Annotated in this window: 13 protein-coding genes and 1 pseudogene; 10 read left to right on the top strand and 4 right to left on the bottom strand. The window is 70.6% G+C overall.

What is annotated here, in order from left to right:
* Positions 1–58: 58 nt before the first annotated feature.
* Positions 59–2134: pseudogene (locus tag KBO27_RS33500) on the top strand (MFS transporter); the annotation flags it as partial.
* A 71-nt stretch (positions 2135–2205) separates the two neighbouring features.
* Here the strand turns inward: KBO27_RS33500 and KBO27_RS08480 are convergent.
* Positions 2206–2583, bottom strand: a complete 378-nt coding sequence (locus tag KBO27_RS08480) for a VOC family protein (protein ID WP_210969424.1) — start codon at positions 2581–2583, stop codon at positions 2206–2208.
* Between the two features lie 239 nt (positions 2584–2822).
* On the opposite strand from KBO27_RS08480, the gene KBO27_RS08475 reads away from it, so the two are divergent.
* A complete protein-coding gene (locus KBO27_RS08475; protein ID WP_307870338.1) occupies positions 2823–3413 on the top strand; it encodes a TetR/AcrR family transcriptional regulator C-terminal domain-containing protein in 591 nt (196 codons plus the stop codon).
* 29 nt (positions 3414–3442) lie between these two features.
* Here the strand turns inward: KBO27_RS08475 and KBO27_RS08470 are convergent, their stop codons facing one another.
* On the bottom strand, positions 3443–4264 hold the full coding sequence (locus KBO27_RS08470) for a PhzF family phenazine biosynthesis protein (protein WP_210969422.1): 822 nt from the start codon (positions 4262–4264) through the stop codon (positions 3443–3445).
* 72 nt (positions 4265–4336) lie between these two features.
* On the opposite strand from KBO27_RS08470, the gene KBO27_RS08465 reads away from it, so the two are divergent.
* Entirely contained in the window at positions 4337–5275 is a 939-nt protein-coding gene (locus tag KBO27_RS08465; RefSeq protein ID WP_210969421.1) for an NADP-dependent oxidoreductase, read from the top strand.
* Between the two features lie 22 nt (positions 5276–5297).
* On the opposite strand, the gene KBO27_RS08460 is transcribed toward KBO27_RS08465, so the two are convergent.
* Positions 5298–6254 carry an aldo/keto reductase gene (locus KBO27_RS08460; RefSeq protein ID WP_307870296.1) on the bottom strand — a complete coding sequence of 319 codons (957 nt, stop codon included), beginning with the start codon at positions 6252–6254 and terminating at the stop codon, positions 5298–5300.
* A complete protein-coding gene (locus tag KBO27_RS08455) occupies positions 6251–7003 on the bottom strand; it encodes an SDR family NAD(P)-dependent oxidoreductase (protein ID WP_210969420.1) in 753 nt (250 codons plus the stop codon). Before KBO27_RS08455 ends, KBO27_RS08460 begins: the two co-directional genes overlap by 4 nt.
* Before the next feature lie 468 nt (positions 7004–7471).
* Between KBO27_RS08455 and KBO27_RS08450 the strand changes: the two genes are divergently transcribed.
* The 7 genes from KBO27_RS08450 (at position 7472) to KBO27_RS08420 (ending at position 15491) form a co-directional block, all read left to right on the top strand.
* A complete protein-coding gene (locus tag KBO27_RS08450; RefSeq protein ID WP_210969419.1) occupies positions 7472–8308 on the top strand; it encodes a metallophosphoesterase family protein in 837 nt (278 codons plus the stop codon).
* Entirely contained in the window at positions 8308–8949 is a 642-nt protein-coding gene (locus tag KBO27_RS08445; protein ID WP_210969418.1) for a 4'-phosphopantetheinyl transferase family protein, read from the top strand. Before KBO27_RS08450 ends, KBO27_RS08445 begins: the two co-directional genes overlap by 1 nt.
* A 136-nt stretch (positions 8950–9085) precedes the next feature.
* Positions 9086–10108 carry a LacI family DNA-binding transcriptional regulator gene (locus tag KBO27_RS08440; RefSeq protein WP_210969417.1) on the top strand — a complete coding sequence of 341 codons (1023 nt, stop codon included), beginning with the start codon at positions 9086–9088 and terminating at the stop codon, positions 10106–10108.
* Positions 10109–10241: 133 nt separating this feature from the next.
* Entirely contained in the window at positions 10242–11549 is a 1308-nt protein-coding gene (locus tag KBO27_RS08435; RefSeq protein WP_210969416.1) for an ABC transporter substrate-binding protein, read from the top strand.
* Positions 11546–12517, top strand: coding sequence for a carbohydrate ABC transporter permease (locus tag KBO27_RS08430; RefSeq protein ID WP_246536593.1), 972 nt, complete (start codon positions 11546–11548; stop codon positions 12515–12517). The genes KBO27_RS08435 and KBO27_RS08430 overlap by 4 nt, the downstream gene beginning before the upstream one ends.
* A complete protein-coding gene (locus KBO27_RS08425; protein WP_210969415.1) occupies positions 12510–13349 on the top strand; it encodes a carbohydrate ABC transporter permease in 840 nt (279 codons plus the stop codon). Before KBO27_RS08430 ends, KBO27_RS08425 begins: the two co-directional genes overlap by 8 nt.
* A gap of 207 nt (positions 13350–13556) precedes the next feature.
* Positions 13557–15491 (top strand): cellulase family glycosylhydrolase, encoded by a 1935-nt coding sequence (locus KBO27_RS08420; protein ID WP_210969414.1) that lies wholly within the window; start codon positions 13557–13559, stop codon positions 15489–15491.
* Positions 15492–15515: the final 24 nt, after the last annotated feature.

Below are 15515 nucleotides of genomic sequence, written 5' to 3'. Positions count from 1 at the left end.
GACGGGCCGGTCGTCGTCTATTTCCGCGTCGCGGCAGGAGCTCCCTAGGGTGTGATCCATGCCGCATCCGTTGTCGGACCTGCCGGTCCGGGTGGTCACCAGACCGTCCGGACCGGTGGCCCACCACGTCGCCGCCGACGTGTGCGTCCTCGGCGCCGGGATCACCGGGGTGTCGGCCGCGATCGAAGCCGCGAAGCTCGGCAAGCGCGTCGTGCTCGTCGACGCGCTGCCGGTGCTCGGCGGGCAGATGGTCAACTCGCTGATCGGCCTGTTCTGCGGCGTTTTCGGCAACGGGCCGGAGTACCGCCAGCTGACGCACGGCATTGTCGACGACATCTTCCGAGATCTGGCCCGCACCAACGACCTCCACTTCACCCACCGGCACACCATCACCGTCAACTACGACGAGGTGGCGCTCGAGCGGTGGGTGGAGAACGCGGTGCTGGCCCACGGCGTCCAGGTGATCACCAACGCCTCGCTGACGTCGGTGTCGCGCGACGAGCGGATCCACTCCCTGCGGCTGGCCACCCGGTTCGGCGAGGTGTCGGTCGCCGCGTCCGGGTTCGTCGACGCCTCCGGGGACGCCTCCCTCGCGTGGGAGGTCGGACTCCCCTGCCACCTGCCGGAACGCGAGATCTACGGGTCCCAGCAGGTCCTGGTGGAGAACCTCGGCGAAGGCCACGCGCCCGAACCCGCCGAGCTCTCGGCGCGACTCGCCGCGCGGGCCGAGGAGTTCGGGCTGATGCGCCGCGACGGCCTGGCGTTCTTCTTCCCCGGGCGCAGCACGGCGGTGCTCAACATGACCCACGCCTGGACGGCTGAGCACCACCACAACCACGGGAGGTCGGCGATGACGCTGTCCGGTTCCGGCAAGCCCATCACCGAGGCCGACGAGCGGAGATCCGCGCGCGGCGGCGCGATCTCGATGTTCGTCGACAGCTTCGACGTCTACCTGCCGGCGTTCGTGCTGCCGGCGGCCATGGGCTACTTCCTGCCACCGGGGCTGCCGGTGGAGGCGCGGGCGACGTTCACGACGCTGCTGTTCACCATCGGGCTGCTGGCCCGGCCGATCGGCAGCGTCATCTTCGGCAACCTCTCCGACCGCATCGGCCGCAAGCGGGTCACCATGATCAGCGGCTGGGGCTTCACGATCATCACGCTGGTGATGGGGCTGCTGCCCGGCTACCAGTTCATGGGCTACGGCGCGATCACCCTGTTCGCGATGCTCCGCCTGGTCGGCGGGATCTTCCTGGCGGGCGGCTACTCGGCACCGATCCCGCTCGCCCTGGAACAGGCGAAACCCGAGCGGCGCGGCCGGATCGGCGGCCTCATCGGCATGGGCGCACCGGCCTCGGTGCTCGGCGTGAACCTGCTGATCTTCGTGCTGCTGGAGTCCTTCAGCCACGACGGGTTCCTCACGTGGGGCTGGCGCATCCCGTTCATCGTCGGGTTCGGGCTCGGCGTGGCGTACCTGATGCACTACCGCAAGGTCGTCGAGGACGAGTCGGTCTACGAGCAGCGGCGCGCGTCGGGCAGCAAGCAGCCGGTGGTGGAGCTGTTCACCACCCACCGGGCGCTGATCTTCAGCGTCTTCCTGTTCACCTGCGGCTACTGGTTCACCGCGCAGATGTCGGTGTCGTTCCTGCCGACGCTGCTGGTGGTGCAGGTGCTCGACGTGAGCCCGCAGCTGACGACGACGGTGGAGATGGTCTCGTCGGTGGTGACGATCGCGGCCATCCTGGGCATGGCCGTGCTGGGGCAGCGCATCGGGCGGCGCAAGCTGCTGATGCGCGCGGCCTTGGTGATCACCGTGGCGGTCTCGGGTTCGTTCCTGCTGCTGGCGGTCACGGTCCCGGCCGGAGCTCCGGCGTGGTTCATCGTGCTGCTCGGCGTGATCGCCAAGGCGACGCCGTCGGCTCCCCTGGGCGTGATCCTGGTGTACCTCAACGAGCGCTTCCCGGCGAGCGTGCGGGCCAGCGGGTACGGGATCGGCTACATGTTCGGCCTGATCCTGCCGGGTCTCTACACGTTCTGGCTGCTGGGGCTCAGCGCGCTGATGCCCTACGAGTACGGGCCGATCGTGCTGGTGCTCATCGGTGGTGTCCTCATGTTCTTCGCCGTCCGCCGGGACCGGAGACCAACCCACCGGCCGCTGCGAACGCCGAGGTGCGGGCCCCCGCCGCGGAGGCGTGAGCCCGTGCCCGCTCAGCCCTTCCAGTCGACGAGCTGGACGATGACGCCGTTGGGGTCGCGGACCTGGAACGCCCGCTCGCCCCATTCCTCGACGGTCAGCGGCATGGTGATGACCACGCCTTCGTCCCGCAGCCGGGCGAGCTCTCCCTCCAGGTCGTCGACCTCGAAGGCCAGGATCAGTCCGGCGGCGTGGTCGTCGCGCTGGTCCTCGGGCAGCGACTCCAGCCCGCGCCGCAGGAACACCACGTTGACCCCGGCGTCCTCCCTGGCCAGCGAGGTGAACCCGTCTGCGGCCATGACCTCGGAGAATCCGAAGTGCTCCACCAGGAACCGGCTCGACGCCGCCACGTCCTCGACGTTGAGCGACACCGCAGTTGCCGTGATCCGCATCAGCCGACCCCCTCCTGCTCGCTTTTCCCGTACGTCGTACAGTGTACATAGTACGGAGGTGATGCGTGGTGGTGGAGCGGAGCAGCGCCGGAGATCCCGGGCGGACGTTGGAACTGCTGTGGCGGCACGAGCTGGGCGAGCGCTCACCGCAGCGCGGCCCGCGCAAGGGCCGCAGCATCGACCAGGTCGTCGACGCCGCGGTCGAACTCGCCGACGCCGACGGGCTCGCGGCGGTGACGATGCGCGGGGTCGCCGAACGCCTGGGCGTGTCGACGATGTCGATGTACACCTACGTCCCCGGCAAGGCCGAGCTGCTGGACCTCATGCTCGACGGCATCTACCAGCGCATGCCGCGAGAACCGCTGGCGGACCTGCCGTGGCGGGAGCGGGTCGTCGAGGTCGCCGCGCGCAACCGCGAGCTCTACCGGCTCCACCCGTGGGCGGTGAAGGTCTCGACGAGCCGCCCACCGCTGGGGCCGGGCCTGATCACCAAGTACGAGCACGAGCTCGGCGCGTTCCTCGGCCTCGGGCTGGACGACGTGGCCATCGACTCGGCGCTGACGCTGGTGCTCGACTTCGTCCGCTCCACCGCGCTCGCGGCGGCGGAATCCGAAGCGGCGCAACGGGACAGCGCCACCACCGACGAGCAGTGGTGGCACACCAACGCACCCCTGCTGGCTGAGGTCTTCGATCCCGCGGAGTACCCCAACGCCGCCCGCATCGGCGCAGCCGCCGGTGCCGAGCACCGGGCCGCCCACAGCCCCGACCACGCCTACGAGTTCGGGCTGGACCGCATCCTCGACGGCCTCGCCGCGCTCATCGACGGCTAGGCCCTGCTCACGAATCCCGGAGCGCGGGCTCAGATCTCGACGGTGCCGTCGATGCAGGTGACCGTGCTGCCGCCCACCCAGAGGGCGTTGTGCTCGTCGGTGTCGACGCGGACCCGACCGGCGCGACCGAGGGCCGTTCCCTGCCGGGTGGTGTACGGGGCCGTCGTGCGGCCGGTGGACAGCAGCCATTGGGCGAGGGAGGCGTTGAGGCTGCCGGTGACCGGGTCCTCCACGCACCCGCCGCTGCCCGGGGCGAACGCGCGGACCTCGTACCTGGCGGGCCCGTCCGCAGGGTGCGGGCCCGCGACACCGATCTTGAGGTCGTCGCGGTACGAGGGCTCCAGCGCCAGCACCGCGTCGGCGTCGGACAGCAGCAGCGCGACCCATCCGGGGCCGTTGTCGGCCCACTGCGCGTCCACGACCTCGCTGCTGTCGATGCCCAGCGCTGCGGCGATGCGGTCGAGGAGTTCCGGTTCCACCGGGCCGGAGCGCAGCAGCGGGGGCGCCTCGAAGGCCAGTCCGCCGTCGGTGCGGCGCACCGTCACCAGCCCGGCACCGCACTCCTGGACCACCGCGTCGCGCTGCCCGTGCACCGACTGCCAGGCGTGGCAGGTGCCCAGCGTCGGGTGACCGGCGAAGGGCAGCTCGGCGGAGGCGGTGAAGATCCGCACCCGGTAGTCGGCCTCGTCGACGGTCGGCGGCAGCACGAATGTCGTCTCCGACAGGTTCGTCCACGCCGCGAAGCGCTGCATCTGCGCGTCCGTCAGACCTTCCGAGTCGAGCACGACCGCGACCGGGTTGCCGTAGTACGGGACGTCGGTGAACACGTCCACCTGCTGGAACCTCCGCATGAACGCAGACTAGTTCACGTGATCCGCCTGACGCGCCGGAATACCGGCCGCCTGCCGCAGGTTGTGATCGACATGCGTGTCGTTGGTTTCACCGAGTTCGGCGGTCCGGAGGTCCTGGGTGTGCACGAGGTGCCGGAGCGGCATCCCGGCCCCGGCGAACTGCGGATCCGGGTGCGCGCGGCGGCGGTCAACCCGACCGACACCGCCGGTCGTGCGGGATGGTTCCCCGACCGGTACCGCGACGTCGAACCGCCCTACGTGCCGGGCATGGACGCCGCCGGCGTCATCGACGAGATCGGCGAGGGCACCGACACCGACCTGCGGGTCGGCGATGACGTGATGGCCATCGTCATCCCGTCCGGTGCGCACGGCGCCTACTCGGAGAGCATAGTGCTGCCCGCCGCGTCCGTCACCCGCACCCCTGCCGGGACCGGTCACGACGCCGCCTCGACGCTGCCGATGAACGGGCTCACCGCTCGCCTCGCCCTCGACCGGCTCGCGCTGCCGCCCGGAGGGCTGCTCGCCGTCACCGGCGCCGCCGGAACCCTCGGCGGCTACGTCGTGCAGCTGGCCAAGGCCGACGGCCTGCGGGTGATCGCCGACGCCAAGGACTCCGACCGCGACCTGGTGGCCTCACTGGGCGCCGACGAGATCGTCGAGCGCGGCGACGACGTCGCCACCCGCATCCGCGAGATCGCGCCCGGCGGTGTGGACGGCGTCGTGGACGCGGCGGTGCTCAACGACGCGGTCGAGGCCGCGGTCCGCGACGGCGGAGGCATCGCCACGGTGCGCGGGTTCACCGCCGAGGCCGAGCGCGGCATCCGGTACCACGCGGTGCTCATCCGCGACTACTGGTTGGAGCAGGCCAAGCTCGACCGGCTGCGGCAGCAGGTCGAGGAGGGCGCGCTGACGCTGCGCGTCGCGGACACCTACCCGATCGAGAAGGGCGCCGAGGCGCACCGGCGGCTCGAAGCCGGTGGCACGCGGGGACGGTTGGTCATCCGCTTCTGAGGAGCTGGCGGCGGCCGGACGGTCAGGGCCCGGCCGCCGCCAGCTCCTCCCACAGCTCGTCGGGGACGGGCGCGTGGAACAGCTCGGCATTCCGCCGGACCTCCTCCGGCGAGCGCGCTCCCAGCACCACCGACGCCACGGCCGGGTGCCGCGCGGCGTGCGCGATGGCCGCCTGTGGGAGGACCACCCCGTGGCGGCGGCAGATCTCGACCATCCGCCTGGCCCTGCCCACCACCTGCGGTGATGCCGGGAGGTAGTCGTAGACGGCGTGGGCGGCGGGATCGTCGGTGGCCAGCACCCCACCGTTGAACACGCCTGCGGCCAGCACGGACACGCCGCGCCGAGCGCACTCGTCCAGCAGTGGCTCACCGGAGGTGTCCAGCAGCGTGTAGCGGCCCGCGAGCATCACGGCGTCGACGTCGGTGTCGGTGACGAAGCGCCGCAGCATCTGCCACTGGTTCATCCCCACCCCGATCGCCCCCACCACTCCCTGCGAGCGGAGCTCGTGCAGGGCCGGGTAGGCCTCGGCGACCGCTTGCGCCCAGTGCTCGTCCGGATCGTGCAGCAGCACCAGGTCGACGCGGTCCAACCCCAGTCTGTCCACACTGGATTCCAGGGAGCGGCGGACGCCGTCGGCGCTGAAGTCCCACCGCCGCGCGAAGTCCGCGGGCACCGCGAACCCGCCCGCCACGTCGCGGGCCCGACCGGGGTTCGGGGCGGGTTCGAGGATCCTGCCGACCTTGGTCGACACCGAGAACTCGTGCCGGGCCCGTCCCGCCAGCGCCGCGCCGAGCCGGCGTTCGGCCAGCCCCAGTCCGTAGTGCGGTGCGGTGTCGAAGTAGCGGATCCCGGCGTCCCACGCCGCCGCGACCGTCTCCGCCGCCGTCGCCTCCGAGACCTCGCGGTAGAGGTTGCCGATCACCGCACCGCCGAAGCCCAGGGCGCTCACCCGCACCCCGGATCCGCCCAGGACGGTCACTTCCGCAACCGCAGGCCCTGCATGCCGCCGTCGACGGCCAGCGTCGTCCCCGTCGTGGCCCCGGCCGCGGGCCCCGCCAGGTAGGCGATCGCGGCCGCCACCTCGTCGGCGGAGACCAGGCGGCCCGAGGGCTGCCGGGCGTTCAGCGCGGCCAGCTCCGCGTCCGGATCGTCCGCCGCCGACAGCAGCCGACGCACCCACGGCGTGTCGGCGGTGCCCGGGTTCACGCAGTTGACGCGCACCCCCTCGGCGAGGTGATCAGCGGCCATCGCCTGGGTCAGCGACAGCACGGCGCCCTTGCTGGCGCTGTAGGCCGCGCGGTCCGGAAGCCCGGCCGTCGCCGCGATCGAGCACGTGTTGACGATCGACGCGGCGGCCGACCTGCGCAGGTGCGGCAGGGCCGCGCGGCTGGTGCGCACGATGCCCAGCACGTTGACGTCGAAGACGCGCCGCCACTCGTCGTAGGAGTTCGTCTCGACCGTGCCCTGCGCGCCGATGCCCGCGTTGTTGACCAGCACGTCCAGGCCGCCGTGGTGCTCGACGGACTCCCGCACCGCTGCGCGCACCGAGTCCTCGTCGGTGACGTCGCACCGGAGACCGAGCATCCCGGCCGGAACCCCGCCCGGATCCAGGTCCAGCGCCGCGACCTTCGCCCCGCGATCGGCCAGCGTCCGCGCCACCGCCAGGCCGATTCCCGATCCGCCGCCGGTGACCACCGCCGCCAGCCCCTCGAACTCCCCTGCGCTCACCGGTCAGCCCCTTCGCTCGCCGAGATCTCCCGGAGCTCTAGCACCCCGAACGAGCAGGCGACAAGGAACCGCCTCCGCCCCCTCGACCTCCACCCGGGAGTCCGCCACCTTGCCCTCGACGACGACCACCACGCGCCCGCGCTCGAACCACGAGAAACCTCCGGAACTCCCCGCAGGCGGGAACTCGCTGCTCCTCGGTGCGTTCGTCGCGGGCGTGGAGGGAGGGGACGCGGGCGACGCGCACGAGCACTCGGCCGTCCCGCACAGGTCTCGCAGGTCGACGATGTCGGTGATCGGATCGGGGCAGCGGAACCGTGTCGCACCGGACCGCGAGCCCGGCAGGGCCCGGCCGGCGGAAGTCGCGGAGCAGCTCCCCGCCCTCATGACCACCCATGCACGTCACCTTAGCTCCCGTACCACACCAATCCTGGCGGGACGCTGGTTTTCGGCGGTTAGCATCGGGGAATCATGGCCTCTGGTGAACTGCTCGCCATCAGCGACCTGCACGTCGCCGCTGGGGAGAACAAGGACATAGCCCGGAAGCTGCGCCCCGGCTCCGATCAGGACTGGTTGCTGGTCGCCGGGGACGTCGGGGAGATGTCCGACGACATCACAGGGGCTCTGGAGATGCTGGCCGGGCGCTTCGAGAAGGTGGTGTGGGTTCCCGGCAACCACGAGTTGTGGACGCCGAAGCAGGATCCCCTGCAGCTGCGCGGCGAGGCGCGCTACCTCGAACTGGTGCGGCGCTGCCGTGAGCTCGGCGTCGTCACGCCCGAGGACGAGTTCCCGGTGTGGACCGGCCGCGGCGGACCGGTCACGATCGCCCCGCTGTTCGTGGGCTACGACTACACCTTCCGACCCGCCGGCACCTCCACCAAGGACGAGGCGCTGGCCGTGGCGCACGAGTCCGGGGTGGTGTGCACCGACGAGTTCCTGCTGCACCCGGACCCCTACCCCAGCCGCGACGCGTGGTGCCGAGCCCGCGTGGACCACAGCGAGAAGCGGCTCGCCGACTGCGATCCGGACCTGCCGACGGTGCTGGTCAACCACTACCCGCTCGTCCGCCACCCCACCGACGTGCTCTGGTACCCGGAGTTCGCGCAGTGGTGCGGCACCGTGCGCACCGCCGACTGGCACGTGCGGCACCGCGCGGCGGCCGTCGTCTACGGCCACCTGCACATCCCGCGCACCACCTTCTACGACGGGGTCCGCTTCCAGGAGGTCTCGATCGGCTACCCGCGCGAGTGGAAGCGCCGGGGTCTGCCCGACGAGCCGCTGCGCCGCGTGTTCCCGGAGGAGTCGTGATGCTCGAACGAGTCCTGCCCGACGATCTCGCGCGGCACGAGCTGTTCACCGATCCGCCGGAGGTGCGGTTGTTCCCCGAGGAGACCGCGGTGATCGCGCGAGCGGTCGACAAGCGACGTCGCGAGTTCGCCACCGTGCGCCACTGCGCCCGCACCGCGCTGGCCGAGATCGGCGCGCCCGTCGGCCCTCTCCTGCCTGGTGAGCGCGGCGTTCCGGGGTGGCCACCGGGAGTGGTGGGCAGCATGACGCACTGCGCGGGTTACCGAGCGGCCGCGGTCGCCTGGGACAAGGCGGTGCGCACGATCGGCATCGACGCCGAACCCCACGAGCCGCTGCCCGACGGCGTGCTGGACGCGGTGTCGCTGCCGGCCGAAAGAGCCATGATCTCGGCGCTTCCGGGCGCGGTGCACTGGGATCGAATCCTGTTCAGCGCCAAGGAATCGGTCTACAAGTCCTGGTTCCCGTTGACCCGCGAGTGGCTCGACTTCGAGGAAGCCGAACTCACCCTCTCCCCCGACGGCACCTTCCACGCCCACCTGCTCAAGCAGGGCCACGACCCCCGCGGCGCACCCCTGACCTCCTTCACCGGCCGCTGGCTGGCCGAGAACGGCCTGATCATCACCGCCATCGTCGACCGCTGAGCGATCTCGCCGGCGTCCGACGTGCAGTACTCTGCTGCTCGAACAGCAGGCGCCCGAGGGGAAAAGCGGTGGCGGGACTTCCGGACTGGTCGTTGCGCGAGGAACTGCCGTCGCGGCTCGACCAGGCCGTAGCGCCGTGAAGCGGCCGACGATCATCGACATCGCCCGCGCGGTGGGCGTGTCCAAGGCCGCGGTGTCCTACGCGCTCAACGGCCGCGGGGGCGTGTCCCAGGAGACGCGGGAGCGCATCCTCGACGTGGCCGCGGACATGGGCTGGCGCGCCAGCAGTGCGGCGCGGGCCTTGTCGAGCGACCGGGCCGCCACCGTCGGCGTCGTGCTCGCGCGGTCCCCGGAGGTGCTGCGGACCGAACCCTTCTTCATGCAGGTGGTCGCCGGGTTGGAGCAGACGCTCTCGGCGCACGGCTTCTCGCTCCAGCTGGCGCTGGCGTCGGATCCGGACACCGAGCTGGAGACCTACCGCCGGTGGTGGGCGGAGCGCCGCGTCGACGGGGTGCTGCTGACCGATCTGCGGGTCGACGACCCGCGCCCGGCGCTGTTGCGGGAACTGCGGATACCGGCGGTGTTCTTCGGGACCGAGCAGCCGATGGCCGGGATTCCCGTGCTGTGGGTCGACGAGCACGACATCGCCGACAGCGCGATCGCGCATCTCGCCGGCCTGGGTCACCGCAGGATCGGCCACGTCGAGGGACCGGGTCAGCTGCGGCACACCGCTCGTCGCGAGCGGGAGCTGCGGCGCGCGGCGGCGGAGCGTCCCGGTGTGGCCCTGGTGCGCGATCAGGGCGACTACACCGAGGGCGGCGGCGTGGCGGCCACGGCGCGGCTGCTGGCTTCGGCGCGGCCACCGACGGCGATCATCTACGACAACGACGTGATGGCGGTGGCGTCGGTGGCGCGGGCCGCGGAACTCGGAGTGCGGGTGCCCGAGGACGTTTCGGTGCTGGCGTGGGACGACTCGATGCTGTGCCGGGTGGTGCACCCGGCGATCACGGCCTTCTCGCACGACGTGGGCGCGGCCGCGGCGCGGGCGGCGCTGATGCTGCTGGAGCTGATCGAAACGGGCGTCGCCGACGACTCCCGGTTGCAGCCCAGAGAGCTGATCACGCGCGAGAGCACCGGCGCGGCACCGGCGTTCGGCTGACCGGAGCAGCACGAGAGCACCAAAGGTAACGAATCGGTCACGCAGATCGGACCGGCCTTCTTGTTAACCGGTTAAGTCCCTAGTTTGAGCGGCGGACCCAACGACGGGTCCGACGAGGCCGAGGAGTCGTTTCGTGATCAAACGCTCACTCGCGGCGGTGTCGCTGATCGCGGCACTGCTCGCCGGGACGCTGACGGGATGCGCGGGCTCGGCCGAAGACCCCAACACGATCACCTACTGGGCCAGCAACCAGGGCAAGAGCGCCGAGCAGGACATGGAGATCCTGCACGACGAGCTCGCCCAGTTCACCGCCCAGACGGGCATCGAGGTGAACGTCGAGGTCATCGGCTGGTCCGATCTGCTCAACCGGATCTTGGGCGCGGCCACCTCCGGGGTCGGGCCCGACGTGGTCAACCTGGGCAACACCTGGGCCGCGTCGCTGCAGGCCACCGGCGCGTTCGTCCCGTTCGACGACCGGTTGATGCAGCGCTTCGGCGGCCGGGAGCGGTTCCTGGACAGCAGCATGAGCTCGACCGGCATGGCGGGCCAGGTCCCGACGTCGCTCCCGCTCTACGGGTTGAGCTACGGCGTGTTCTACAACAAGAAGCTCTTCGCCGAGGCCGGACTCGCTCCCCCGCGCAACTGGGACGAGTTCCTCGCCGCCTCCCAGCGCCTGACCGATCCCGCCCGCAACCGCTGGGGACTGACCATCGCGGGCGCCAGCTACACCGAGAACGCGCACTTCGCCTTCATGTTCGCCCGCTGGGAGGGCGTCGACCTCATCACGGCCAACGGGCCCGAGTTCGACTCGCCCGGCGCGGTGTCCGCCGTGCAGCGCTACCTGGACCTGATGTCGACGCAGAAGGTCGTCAGCCCCGGCGACGCCGAGGAGGGCAACACCTCCAGCGCCGCGGAGGACTTCACCGACGGCAACGCGGCGATGCTCATCGCGCAGAACAGCGTCATCCCGACGCTGGAGGACAACGGGATGTCCGAGGACGCCTACGGCGTGGTCCGGCTGCCCGCGCCCGATCCGCTGCCACCGGGCGGCACGCCCGCGCTGAGCCACGTGGCCGGGTCGAACGTCGCGGTGTTCGCCGACAGCCCGAAGCGCGAGCAGGCGCTGAAGCTGGTGGAGTTCCTGACCAGCAAGGACGTCCAGGCGTCGTTGAACAAGAAGTACGGGACGCTGCCGGTGGTCACCGACGCCTACGACGATCCCGCCTTCCACACCGAGAAGGACGAGGTCTTCTCGGACGTGCTGGCCCACTACTCGGAACCGGCACCGATGATCCCGACCGAGGCTCACTTCGAGACGACCGTGGGTTCGGCGATGCGGGACCTGTTCGCCGAGATCGCCACGGGCCGCCAGGTCACCACCGATGACGTGCGGGCCGCGCTGGCCGACGCCGAGCAGAAGATGCGAGGTACCGGAAGTTGACCAGCACCGCTGCCCCCTCCCCCGCCCGGCCGGTGACGACGCCGGAACCCCCACCGAGGCGCAGGTGGTCGCCGAGCCGCCGGCTGCTGCCGTACCTGCTGGTGGCGCCCGCGCTGTGCTTCGAGCTGCTGGTGCACCTGCTGCCGATGCTCGGCGGGCTGTACATGAGCGTGCTGGAGCTGACGCAGTTCTACCTGCGGGACTGGCTCAACGCTCCGTTCGCGGGCCTGTCGAACTTCAGCTTCGCGCTGGACTTCAACAGCGCCGTCGGCGTCACGCTGCTGCGCTCCTTCGCGGTGACCGCCGGCTTCTCGATCCTGACCGTGGGGTTGTCCTGGCTGCTGGGCGTGTTCGCGGCGACGCTGCTGCAACGCTCCTTCCGCGGACGTGCGGTGCTGCGCACCCTGTTCCTGGTCCCCTACGCGCTGCCGGTCTACACCGCGGCGATGATCTGGAAGTTCCTGCTGGACCAGGACGACGGCATGGTCAACGCGACGCTGGGCGGGCTGGGTCTCACCGGCGGCCAGACGTTCTGGCTGCTGGGCGACAACGCGTTCCTGGCGACGGTGGCCACGGCGACCTGGCGGTTGTGGCCGTTCGCGTTCCTGGTGCTGATGGCGGGCATGCAGTCCATCCCGCACGACGTCTACGAGTCGGCCACTGTGGACGGTGCCGGGCTGTGGCAGCAGTTCCGCTCGATCACGCTGCCGATGCTGCGGCCGGTGAACCAAGTCCTGGTGCTGGTGCTGTTCCTGTGGACGTTCAACGACTTCAACGTCCCCTACATCCTGTTCGACAAGTCGGTTCCCAACGCGGCGAACCTGCTGTCGATCCACATCTACAACAACTCGTTCATCACCTGGAACTTCGGCCTCGGCTCGGCGATGTCGACGTTGCTGCTGCTGTTCCTGCTGGTCGTCACGGCCGGGTACCTGGCCTTCACATCGCGGAGGATGAAGGATGCCTGAGCCGAGGTGGTTCCGCGTCCTGCGGGTCGTGGGCCTGACGCTGCTGACGCTGTTCACGCTGGTGCCGCTGTACGTGATGGTGACCTCGGCGTTGAAGCCGCTGGGTGATGTGCGGGACCGGTTCCAGTGGATCCCGGACCACCTCACCTTCGAGCCGTTCATCGACATGTGGTCGACGATCGACCTCGCGGACTACTTCATCAACAGCGCGATCGTCGCGCTGGGCGCGGCCCTGGTGTCGCTGACGCTGGCGATCCTGGCGGCCTACGCGGTCAGCCGCTACAGGTTCCGCGGGCGCAACGGTTTCCGGATCGTGGTGCTGTCGACCCAGATGTTCCCGGGCATCCTGTTCCTGCTGCCGCTGTACCTGATCTACGCGACGATCGGCCGTTACACCGGCATCGAGCTCTACGGCAGCCATCTCGGGTTGATCGTCACGTACCTGACGTTCTCGCTGCCGTTCGCGATCTGGATGATGGTCGGTTACTTCGACACGATTCCGCGCGATCTCGACGAGGCCGCGCTGATCGACGGCGCCAGCCCGATCGGCGCGCTGTGGCGCGTGGTGCTGCCCGCCGCGCGGCCGGGCATCGCCGCGGTGGGCATCTACGCGTTCATGACGGCGTGGGGCGAGACGCTGTTCGCCTCGATCATGACCGACTCGGATTCGCGGACGCTGGCGGTCGGGCTGCGCGAGTACTCCACGGAGACCTCGGTGTACTGGAACGAGGTGATGGCCGCCTCCCTGGTGGTCAGCATCCCGGTCGTCATCGGGTTCCTGGCGCTGCAGCGCTACCTCGCGCAAGGGCTGACCGCCGGTGCCGTGAAGTGACCGAGCTTCCGGCACCAGCCGTTTCAAGTGTGGGACTCAGCTCGCACCGCCGCGGGTTCGCCAGCGGTTTCGTGGCGAGTACGCCGGGACGCCGTGTATTGGCATACATCAGGAGCGGCGCACGGAGTCCACGAAGCCGCTCAGGTTCCGCCACCCGCACCGCCAAGCAGGGCAACCACAGAACAGAAAGACAGCGGAAGGGTTTTCATGCGACGCAATAGCGCCAAGGTGATGGTGGCCGGACAGCCCCAGGTGTGGCTCGGGGCCAACTTCTGGTCGCGCACCGGTGGCCCTCTGATGTGGCGGAACTACTCCCCCGAGGTCGTGCGCGAGGAGCTCCGGGTGCTCCACGACCACGGCCTGCGGCAGACCAGGTCGTTCTTCTACTGGCCCGACTTCATGCCCACCCCGGACACCGTGGACGAGCAGAAGGTCGCGCACTACCAGGACTTCCTGGACGCCCACACCGAGATCGGCATGACCTCGATCCCCACCTTCCTCGTCGGGCACATGTCCGGCGACAACTGGGACCCGGAGTGGCGCGGCGGCCGGGACCTCTACGCCGACGTGTGGCTGGTGTCCCGGCAGGCGTGGTTCGTCCAGCGGATGACCGAGCGCTTCGCCGGTCACCCGGCGGTGGCGGGCTGGCTGCTCAGCAACGAGATGCCCATCTACGGGCGGTTGCGGCACGAACCGAAGGCGCCGACCGAGCAGGTCAGCGCGTGGGCGCAGCTGATGGTGCAGGCGGTGCGGGCCGGTGGCGGCACCCAGCCGGTGTCGCTGGGCGACGGCGCGTGGGGCATCGAGGTCACCGGCGTGGACAACGGGTTCTCGGTGCGCGAGACGGGCGCGTTGGTCGACTTCGTGGGTCCGCACGTGTACCGGATCGACAGCGACCCGGTCCGCCAGCACCTGATCGCGGCGTTGATCTGCGAGCTGTCGGCGGTCGCCGACAAGCCGGTCGTGCTGGAGGAGTTCGGCCTGTCCAGCGACCAGGTGTCGCCGGAGAACGCCGGCCACTACTACCGCCAGACGCTGCACAACTCGCTGCTGGGCGGTTCGACGGGTTGGGTGGCGTGGAACAACACCGACTACGACGACCTGATCGGCCAGGGCCCGTACTCCCACCACCCGTTCGAGATGCACTTCGGCATCACCGACCGCACGGGTGCGCCGAAGCCGCCGCTGCACGAGCTGGCCGCGTTCGCCGAGGTGCTGGAGCAGGTGGACTTCGCCCGCTGCGAGCGCAGCGACGCGCGAGCGAGCCTGCTGGTGACCGAGTACCTGGAGCGCGGGTACCCGTTCACCCAGGACGACGACCGGCCGCTGATCTTCGACACGCTGCACCAGGGGTACGTGGCGGCCCGGGAAGCCGACCTGCCGGTGGGGTTCACGCGGGAACGCGACGGCATCGACGCCGACTGCGACCTCTACCTGCTGCCGTGCGTGAAGCAGATCCAGGGCCCGACGTGGCAGCGGCTGCGCGAGCGGGTCGCCGAGGGCGCGGTGCTGTACCTGTCCTACACCGCCGGTGAGGTGGGACATCACCGGCAGCCGTGGATCCCCTACTTCGACGAGACCTTCGGCGTGCGCAAGCAGATCACCTACGGCGTGGTCGACGAGGTCGCCGACCAGGAGGTGGTGTTCACCTTCGTCGAGGACTTCGGCGGCATCGAGGCGGGTGCGACGCTGCGGTTCCAGGTGTCGGGCAACGAGCACAGCCGCTCGTTCCTGCCCGTCGTCCCGGACGGCGCCGAGGTCGTGGCCACCGATGCGCACGGCAACCCGGCGCTGCTGCGCCGCGCGACCGGCCGAGGCCTGGCGGTGCTGTGCACGTACCCGGTCGAGCTGTTCGCGGCCCGCAGCACGCGGGTGAACCCGGACGACAGCCACCGGCTCTACGCGGCGCTGGCCGACGTCGCCGGGGTGGCCCGCGAGGTCGTGGTCGACGATCCGGAGGTGTTCGCCGATGTCCTGGTGCACGAGGACGGACGCCGGTTCGCGTGGCTGGTCAGCCAGCACGCCGAGGCGGCGACGGTGGCTCCGCGCACGGCGGGTTCGCTGCGGAGCCTGTCCGGTGAGGCGCTGTCGGAGGTGGCGCTGGCGCCGTTCGGCGTCGAGGTGGTCGAGCTGAAGTCCTGACAGACCGCGGGCGGTCCTCGGCCT

The organism is Saccharopolyspora endophytica (genome assembly GCF_018070075.1).
GTDB classification, from domain to species: Bacteria; Actinomycetota; Actinomycetes; order Mycobacteriales; family Pseudonocardiaceae; genus Saccharopolyspora; species Saccharopolyspora endophytica.
The sequence above is the reverse complement of the archived record's forward strand: the minus strand, read 5'-3'. Positions and strand labels throughout refer to the sequence as shown.

Bases quoted from the DNA above. Each gene is read 5' to 3' on its own strand.
- KBO27_RS08480 (WP_210969424.1), bottom strand. From the start codon at position 2,583: ATGCGGATCACGGCAACTGCGGTGTCGCTCAACGTCGAGGACGTGGCG.
- KBO27_RS08475 (WP_307870338.1), top strand. From the start codon at position 2,823: ATGCGCGGGGTCGCCGAACGCCTGGGCGTGTCGACGATGTCGATGTAC.
- KBO27_RS08470 (WP_210969422.1), bottom strand. From the start codon at position 4,264: ATGCGGAGGTTCCAGCAGGTGGACGTGTTCACCGACGTCCCGTACTAC.
- KBO27_RS08465 (WP_210969421.1), top strand. From the start codon at position 4,337: ATGCGTGTCGTTGGTTTCACCGAGTTCGGCGGTCCGGAGGTCCTGGGT.
- KBO27_RS08450 (WP_210969419.1), top strand. From the start codon at position 7,472: ATGGCCTCTGGTGAACTGCTCGCCATCAGCGACCTGCACGTCGCCGCT.
- KBO27_RS08445 (WP_210969418.1), top strand. From the start codon at position 8,308: ATGCTCGAACGAGTCCTGCCCGACGATCTCGCGCGGCACGAGCTGTTC.
- KBO27_RS08425 (WP_210969415.1), top strand. From the start codon at position 12,510: ATGCCTGAGCCGAGGTGGTTCCGCGTCCTGCGGGTCGTGGGCCTGACG.
- KBO27_RS08420 (WP_210969414.1), top strand. From the start codon at position 13,557: ATGCGACGCAATAGCGCCAAGGTGATGGTGGCCGGACAGCCCCAGGTG.